Genomic DNA, 8,037 nt, shown 5'->3' on the forward strand with positions numbered 1-8,037 from the left:
GTACGAATAGTACGGCGAGGCACTGCAACGCCGCCAGGGGCATTTTCTCAGGTGCTCCTCTTTTAAATGCGTTCCGCGGCTTCTACGGTATTCATTAGTAGCATGGTAATCGTCATCGGCCCCACACCACCGGGCACGGGCGTGATGTGGGAGGCGACGTCCTTCACTCCGGCAAAATCCACATCGCCGCACAGCTTGCCTTCATCGTCGCGGTTCATGCCCACGTCGATGACGATGGCGCCCGGCTTGACCATGTCGGCCGTCAGGGTGTTGCGGCGGCCGACGGCGGCCACGACCACGTCCGCCTGGCGCGTGTACAGGCCCAGGTCTGGGGTCGCACTATGGCAGATGGTGACGGTAGCGTTCGCTTGCAAGAGCAGCAGGGCCATCGGCTTGCCGACGGTGTTGCTGCGGCCGATGACGACGGCGTGCTTGCCGCGCAAGTCCACGCCCGTGCTTTCGATCAGTTTCATGCAACCGTAGGGTGTGCAAGGGCGGAAGCCGGGCAAGCCCGTCATCAGTTCGCCGGCGCTCAGGACGGAATAGCCATCCACGTCTTTCGTCGTGGCGATCGCTTCGATGACCTTGTGCGGGTTGATGTGCTTGGGCAAGGGCATTTGCACGAGGATGCCGTGGATGGCCGGGTCGGCATTCAGGCTGGCGATGCGTGCCAGCAAGTCCGCTTCGGACAGGTCCGCTTCATATTTTTCCAGCACCGAGTGAAAACCCACGTCGCCGCACGCCTTGACCTTGTTGCGGACATACACCTGGCTGGCCGGGTCTTCGCCGACGAGAATCACGGCCAGACCGGGCTGGGTGCCCTTGGCCGTGAGGGCGGCGGCGCGCGTGGCGATCTCGCTGCGCAGTTTTTGGGAGAGGGCGATTCCGTCGATCAGTTGTGCTGGCATGGTAGGGAGGCTGTTGGGAGGGAAAAGACAGATTATAAAGCCGGCCAGCGCAAAGGGGCGGTTTTGGCGCCAAGCCTTTAAGTTAAGCAGTGCCATGCGTTTAAAAGCGCAAGGATTAACAACAGCGGGCCGGAAACGCGGGCCTGAGAAAATGCCGATGGCGGCGTTGCAGCTCCTTGCCGTACTGGCGTACTGTCTGCGTCGCCGCGCCTTGCCCTCGACGTTTTTCAGGCCCGCTTGGCCCGGTATGCCTGTGTGGACGACTGGGGCGTTAATGCGTTTTGCTGGTGTGCTGGTGGCCTAGGGAGCGCAAGGGCCTGCGGTTTTTTTGGCGCCGTTTTTGGCACTTTGATCACCCTAATTTCCGAGCAGAATTTGCGGCAGTGCAGCATAAATTTCATAGGGCGATTTCACGATGCGAAATGCTATATCGTAATTTGAAAAATAGTAAATACGCTGTTAGAATCCCCACACTAAACCGACTTAATAGTAAATAATCAGCGAAATACCGTCCGACAGCGATCCGGAAAATCGGGGTGGGGCGTTCACAAAGGAGACTCAACAGATGTCAGCTCAACTGAACCAGGTAACGACACAGATCGGCACCGACCCGGATATGCAGGAAACCAAGGAGTGGCTGGACGCGCTCGAAGCCGTTCTGGAAAATGAAGGTCCGGAACGCGCGCATTACCTGATGGAGCGCATGGTTGACCTGGCCCGCCGCCGTGGCGCCCAGATCCCGTTCTCCAGCACCACCGCCTACGTCAATACCATCCCCACCAAGCAAGAAGCACACTGTCCCGGCAACCTGGAATACGAAGAGCGCCTGCGCTCGTGGATGCGCTGGAACGCCATGGCCATGGTGGTCAAGGCCAACCGCGCCGACGGCGATCTGGGCGGCCACTTGTCCTCGTTCGCTTCGCTGGCGAACATGCTGGGCATCGGTTTCAACCATTTCTGGCACGCGCCAACGGCCGACCACGGCGGTGACCTGCTGTACATCCAGGGCCACTCCTCGCCCGGCGTCTACGCGCGCGCCTTCCTGGAAGGCCGTTTGACGGAAGAGCAAATGCTGAACTTCCGCAAGGAAGTCGATGGCAAGGGCCTGTCCTCGTACCCGCATCCAAAGTTGATGCCTGACTTCTGGCAGTTCCCGACCGTGTCGATGGGCCTGGGCCCGCACATGGCGATTTACCAGGCACGCTTCCTGAAGTACCTGCACGCACGCGGCATCGCGAAGACCGACAACCGCAAGATCTGGGCCTTCTGTGGCGATGGCGAGATGGACGAGCCAGAGTCCTTGGGCGCGATCGGCCTGGCCGCACGCGACATGCTCGACAACCTGGTCATCGTGGTCAACTGCAACCTGCAGCGCCTGGACGGCCCTGTGCGCGGTAACACCAAGATCATCCAGGAGCTGGAAGGCGAATTCCGCGGCGCCGGCTGGAACGTCGTCAAGGTCATCTGGGGCCCGGGCTGGGACGCCCTGCTGGCACAGGACAAGGAAGGCATCCTGCAGCGCGTCATGATGGAAACCGTCGACGGCGAATACCAGAACTACAAGGCGAAAGATGGCGCCTACGTGCGCAAGCACTTCTTCGGCAAGCATCCGAAGCTGCTGGAAATGGTTGCCAACATGACGGACGACGACATCTGGCGCCTGACCCGTGGCGGCCACGATCCGCACAAGATCTACGCGGCCTTCAAGATCGCCCAGGAACACAAGGGCCAGCCTACCGTCCTGCTGGTGAAAACCATCAAGGGCTACGGCATGGGCAAGTCCGGCGAAGCGCGCAACACGGCGCACCAGACGAAAAAACTGGACGACGAAGCCATCCGCGAAATGCGCGACCGCTTCTCGCTGCCTATCCCTGACGACAAGCTGGCCGACATCCCGTTCTTCAAGCCAGCCGACGACGCGCCGGAAATGGTCTACCTGCACGAGCGCCGCAAGGCCCTGGGTGGCTACCTGCCGCAGCGCCGCCAGAAGTCGGAAGAAACCCTGCCGGTGCCTGGCCTGGAAGCGTTCAAGAACGTGCTGGAAGCGACGCCTGAAGGCCGCGAAATCTCGACCACGCAAGCGTTTGTGCGCGTCATTTCGACCCTGCTGAAAGACCCGAACCTGGGCCAGCGCGTCGTGCCTATCCTGGTCGATGAATCGCGTACCTTCGGCATGGAAGGCCTGTTCCGCCAAATCGGCATTTACAACCCGAAAGGCCAGTTGTACGAGCCGGTCGACAAAGACCAGGTCATGTACTACCGCGAAGACAAGGCTGGCCAGATCCTGCAAGAGGGCATCAACGAAGCGGGCGGCATGAGCTCGTGGATCGCCGCGGCGACGTCGTATTCGACCAACGACCGCATCATGATCCCGTTCTACACCTTCTACTCGATGTTTGGCTTCCAGCGCATCGGCGACCAGGTATGGGCTTCTGCCGACATGCGCGCCCGTGGTTTCCTGATGGGCGGCACGGCTGGCCGTACGACCCTGAACGGCGAAGGCTTGCAGCACGAAGATGGCCACAGCCATATCTTCGCCGCGACCATCCCGACCTGCATGCCGTACGATCCGACCTTCAGCCATGAAGTCGCCGTCATCATCCAGGATGGCCTGCGCCGCATGATCGCCAACCAGGAAGATGTGTTCTATTACATCACGATCATGAACGAGAACTACGCCCAGCCAGGCATCAAGCCAGGCCAGGAAGAAGGCATCCTGAAAGGCATGTACAAACTGCAGGAAGGCCAGGCTGACGCCAAGCTGCGCGTACAACTGATCGGTTGCGGCACCATCCTGCGCGAATCGATCTTCGCCGCCGAGCTGTTGCAAAACGACTGGGGCGTGGCTGCGGACGTGTGGTCGGCGCCGTCGCTGACGCTGGTGGCCCGCGATGGCCAGGATGCGGAACGCTGGAACATGGTCAACCCGTCGAAACAGCAGCGCGTGCCGTACGTGACGTCGCTGATGCAGGACACGGATGGTCCGATCGTCGCCACGACCGATTACATGCGCGCGTTTGCAGAACAGATCCGCGCCTTCATGCCGAAGGGCCGCACTTATAAAGTGCTCGGCACCGATGGCTTTGGCCGTTCGGACAGCCGCGCCAAGCTGCGCGAGTTCTTCGAAGTGAACCGTTATTATGTCACCGTGGCCGCGCTCAAATCGCTGGCTGACGAAGGCAAGATCGACGTGTCGGTGGTGGAGCAGGCGATTGCCAAGTACGGCATCGACGCGAACAAACCGAATCCGGTGACCCAGTAATCGTTGTGCGGACCCGATGATGCCAGGGCGGTGCGAAAGTGCCGCCCTGGCGTGTGTGCGGGTCCATCTGACAAATAAAATAACGGAGCAAGCTATGAGCATTGTGGAAGTCAAAGTCCCGGATATCGGCGATTTCAAGGAAGTCGAGATCATTGAACTGATGGTCAAGCCGGGCGACACGGTCAAGGTCGACCAGTCCCTGATCACGGTCGAATCGGACAAGGCCAGCATGGAAATTCCATCGAGCCACGCCGGTGTCGTCAAGGAATTGAAAGTCAACGTGGGCGACAAGATCGCCGAAGGTTCGCTGGTCCTGCTGCTGGAAGTGGCGGACGACGCCTCGGCGCCTGCGCCTGCCGCCGCTGCCGCCCCGGCTGCGGCACCTGCCGCTGAAGCCGCCCCCGCTGCGGCCGCGCCAGCGCCTGCCGCCCCTGCCGGCGTGCCGGCCCTGGTCGAAGTGACCGTGCCCGATATCGGCGACTTCAAGGAAGTCGAAGTCATCGAACTGATGGTCAAGGTCGGCGACGCGATCAAGGTTGACCAGTCGCTGCTGACGGTCGAATCGGACAAGGCCAGCATGGAAATTCCATCGAGCCACGCCGGTATCGTCAAGGAATTGAAAGTCAAGGTTGGCGACAAGGTTGCCAAGGGTAGTCTGGTACTGGTCGTTGAAACGACCGGTGGCGCTGCCGCTCCTGCTGCTGCCCCTGCCGCCGCGCCAGCGCAAGCGGCCGCCGCACCTGCCGCCGCCGTCGCTTCGGCGCCGGTCGCCGCTGCTGCAACTGCCCCTGCCGCTGCTGCCGCGCCTGCCGTGAATGGCAAGCTGGCGCACGCTTCTCCATCGATCCGCAAGTTCGCGCGCGAACTGGGCGTGGACCTGACCCGCGTGGGCGGTTCCGGTCCGAAAGGCCGCATCACCCAGGAAGACGTGCAGAACTTCGTCAAGGGCGTGATGTCGGGCGCTGTCGCCGCACCGAACGCCCCTGTTGCTGCCAAAGGCGGTTCGGGCGTGGGCCTGGACCTGCTGCCATGGCCGTCGCTGGACTTCAGCAAATTCGGCACGACCGAATTGCTGCCGCTGTCGCGCATCAAGAAAATCTCGGGCCCGAATTTGCACCGCAACTGGGTCATGATCCCGCACGTCACGCAGTTCGACGAAGCTGACGTGACGGACCTGGAAGCGTTCCGCGTCGACACCAACGCGGCCAATGCGAAGAACAAGGATGCGGCCAAGCTGACCATGCTGGCATTCGTCATCAAGGCGTCCGTTGCCGCGCTGAAGAAATTCCCCGCGTTTAACGCTTCGCTCGACGCCAAGGGTGAAAACCTGATCCTCAAGCAGTACTACAACATCGGCTTCGCGGCCGACACGCCGAATGGCCTGGTGGTACCTGTGATCAAGGGCGCGGACCAGAAGTCGGTCTCGCAGATCGCCCGCGAAATGACGGAATTGTCGCTGCAGGCGCGCGAAGGCAAGCTGAAACCGGCCGACATGCAGGGCGCAAGCTTCACGATTTCGTCCCTGGGCGGCATCGGCGGCACGCACTTCACGCCTATCGTGAATGCGCCGGAAGTGGCGATCCTGGGCCTGTCGAAAGCCTCGATCAAGCCGGTATGGGATGGCAAGGCCTTCCAGCCACGTTTGATGATGGGTACCTCGCTGTCCTACGACCACCGCGTGGTCGATGGCGCGATGGGCGCGCGATTCTCCGTGTACCTCGGCGAAGTCCTGGCCGACATGCGCAAAATTCTGCTGTAAGGAGCGATTGATGAGCACAGTAGAGGTAAAAGTACCGAATATCGGCGACTTCAAGGAAGTCGAAGTCATCGAACTGATGGTCAAGGTGGGCGATACCATCAAGGTGGATCAGTCCCTGATTACGGTCGAATCGGACAAGGCCAGCATGGAGATTCCGTCGACCCACGCGGGCGTCGTCAAGGAAATCAAGGTCAAGGTTGGCGACAAGATCGCCGAAGGCAGCGCGCTGCTGGTGGTGGAAGCGGCTGAAGGTGCGGCGGCGGCTGCGCCAGCACCTGCGGCGGCCGCTCCGGCAGCCGCTGCAGCTCCGGCTGCAGCACCAGCGGCACCTGTCGCCGCCATCCCGGCCGGCAATTACAGCGGCCAGGTCGACATCGACGTCGACATGATGGTGCTGGGCGGCGGCCCTGGCGGCTATTCGGCAGCGTTCCGCGCGGCTGACCTGGGCATGTCGACGGTCATCGTCGAGCGCTACGCCACCCTGGGCGGCGTGTGCCTGAACGTGGGCTGCATCCCGTCGAAGGCGCTGCTGCACGTCGCTTCCGTCATCGATGAAACGGCGCACATGTCCAACACGGGCGTGACGTTTGCCAAGCCGACCATTGATATCGACCAGGTACGCAAGTACAAGGAAGGCGTCATCTCGAACATGACGGGCGGTTTGGCCGGCATGGCCAAGGCGCGCAAGACGCAAGTGGTGACGGGCGTGGGCCAGTTCCTCAGCGCGAACCATATCGAAGTGACGGCAGGCGACGGCTCCAAAAAAGTCGTGCAGTTCAAGCAAGCCATCATCGCCGCCGGTTCGTCCGTGGTGAAACTGCCCTTCGTGCCGGAAGACCCGCGCATCGTCGATTCGACGGGTGCGCTGGAATTGCGCCAGATCCCGAAACGCATGCTGGTCATCGGCGGCGGCATCATCGGCCTGGAAATGGCGACTGTGTACTCCACGTTTGGCGCGCGTATCGACGTGGTCGAAATGATGGATGGCCTGATGCAGGGCGCGGACCGCGACGCCGTCAAGGTGTGGCAGAAGTTCAACGAGAAACGCTTCGACAACATCATGACCAAGACCAAGACGGTGGCCGTCGAGGCGCTGCCGGAAGGCATCAAGGTCACGTTCGAAGCGGCCGAAGCGGGTGCCACGGCGCCGGCGCCGCAAATCTACGACCTGGTGCTCGTCGCCGTGGGTCGTAGCCCGAACGGCAAGAAGCTGGCTGCTGACAAGGCCGGCGTGCAGGTCACGGACCGTGGTTTCATCAACGTCGACAGCCAGATGCGCACCAACGTGCCGAACATCTTCGCCATCGGCGATTTGGTCGGCCAGCCGATGCTGGCGCACAAGGCCGTGCATGAAGCCCACGTGGCTGCCGAAGCGGCTTCTGGCCAGAAGTCGCACTTCGACGTCAAGGTGATTCCATCGGTCGCCTACACGGATCCGGAAGTGGCATGGGCCGGCATCACGGAAGACGAAGCGAAAGCCAAGGGCATCAAGGTCGAGAAGGGCCACTTCCCTTGGGCAGCTTCCGGCCGCGCCGTGGCCAATGGCCGCGCCGAAGGCTTTACCAAGTTGCTGTTCGACGCTGAAACGCATCGTATCATCGGCGGCACCATCGTCGGTACGCATGCGGGCGACATGATCGGTGAAATCGCGCTGGCCATCGAAATGGGCTGCGACGGCACCGACATCGGCAAGACCATCCATCCTCACCCGACCCTGGGCGAATCGATCGGGATGGCTGCCGAAGTGTACGAAGGCGTGTGCACGGACTTGCCGCCACCGCGCAAGCGCTGATGATGTAAGCGCTCGTTGTCGTACTCAAAAACCCGCAAGCGATTGCGGGTTTTTTACTATCCAACTACGATTAAACATCTCATCGGCGGCACCACCATCGGCCCGCACGCGGGCGACAGGTGAACGATGAAGCGGTGAAATCGCGCTGGCCATCGAAATGGGCTGCGACGGCACCGACATCGGCAAGACCATCCATCCGCACCCGACCCTGGGCGAATCGATCGGGATGGCTGCCGAAGTGTACGAAGGCGTGTGCACGGACTTGCCGCCACCGCGCAAGCGCTGATGATGTAAGCGCTCGTTGTCGTACTCAAAA

General features: G+C 61.5%; 4 protein-coding genes and 1 pseudogene. 4 read left to right on the top strand and 1 reads right to left on the bottom strand.

What is annotated here, in order from left to right; translation table 11 throughout:
• Positions 1–62: 62 nt before the first annotated feature.
• The gene (gene folD / locus ACQ4WS_RS19355) at positions 63–908 is read right to left on the bottom strand and encodes a bifunctional methylenetetrahydrofolate dehydrogenase/methenyltetrahydrofolate cyclohydrolase FolD (RefSeq protein WP_436478695.1); all 846 of its coding nucleotides are present in this window, start codon (positions 906–908) and stop codon (positions 63–65) included.
• Between the two features lie 565 nt (positions 909–1,473).
• Here folD and aceE point away from each other — a divergent pair.
• The 4 genes and pseudogenes from aceE to ACQ4WS_RS19375 form a co-directional block, all read left to right on the top strand.
• A complete protein-coding gene (aceE, locus tag ACQ4WS_RS19360) occupies positions 1,474–4,170 on the top strand; it encodes a pyruvate dehydrogenase (acetyl-transferring), homodimeric type (RefSeq protein WP_436478696.1) in 2,697 nt (898 codons plus the stop codon).
• Positions 4,171–4,264: 94 nt separating this feature from the next.
• On the top strand, positions 4,265–5,929 hold the full coding sequence (gene aceF / locus ACQ4WS_RS19365) for a dihydrolipoyllysine-residue acetyltransferase (protein WP_436478697.1): 1,665 nt from the start codon (positions 4,265–4,267) through the stop codon (positions 5,927–5,929).
• Between the two features lie 10 nt (positions 5,930–5,939).
• Positions 5,940–7,721 (top strand): dihydrolipoyl dehydrogenase, encoded by a 1,782-nt coding sequence (gene lpdA / locus ACQ4WS_RS19370; protein WP_436478698.1) that lies wholly within the window; start codon positions 5,940–5,942, stop codon positions 7,719–7,721.
• 133 nt (positions 7,722–7,854) lie between these two features.
• Positions 7,855–8,007 (top strand): annotated as a pseudogene (locus ACQ4WS_RS19375) (oxidoreductase dimerization domain-containing protein); the annotation flags it as partial.
• Positions 8,008–8,037: the final 30 nt, after the last annotated feature.

This window comes from Janthinobacterium leeuwenhoeki, from assembly GCF_051380795.1.
Lineage (GTDB): Bacteria > Pseudomonadota > Gammaproteobacteria > Burkholderiales > Burkholderiaceae_D > Janthinobacterium.

Excerpts from the sequence above, each read along its gene's own strand:
- folD (WP_436478695.1), bottom strand. The coding sequence starts at position 908 with ATGCCAGCACAACTGATCGACGGAATCGCCCTCTCCCAAAAACTGCGC.
- aceE (WP_436478696.1), top strand. The coding sequence starts at position 1,474 with ATGTCAGCTCAACTGAACCAGGTAACGACACAGATCGGCACCGACCCG.
- aceF (WP_436478697.1), top strand. The coding sequence starts at position 4,265 with ATGAGCATTGTGGAAGTCAAAGTCCCGGATATCGGCGATTTCAAGGAA.
- lpdA (WP_436478698.1), top strand. The coding sequence starts at position 5,940 with ATGAGCACAGTAGAGGTAAAAGTACCGAATATCGGCGACTTCAAGGAA.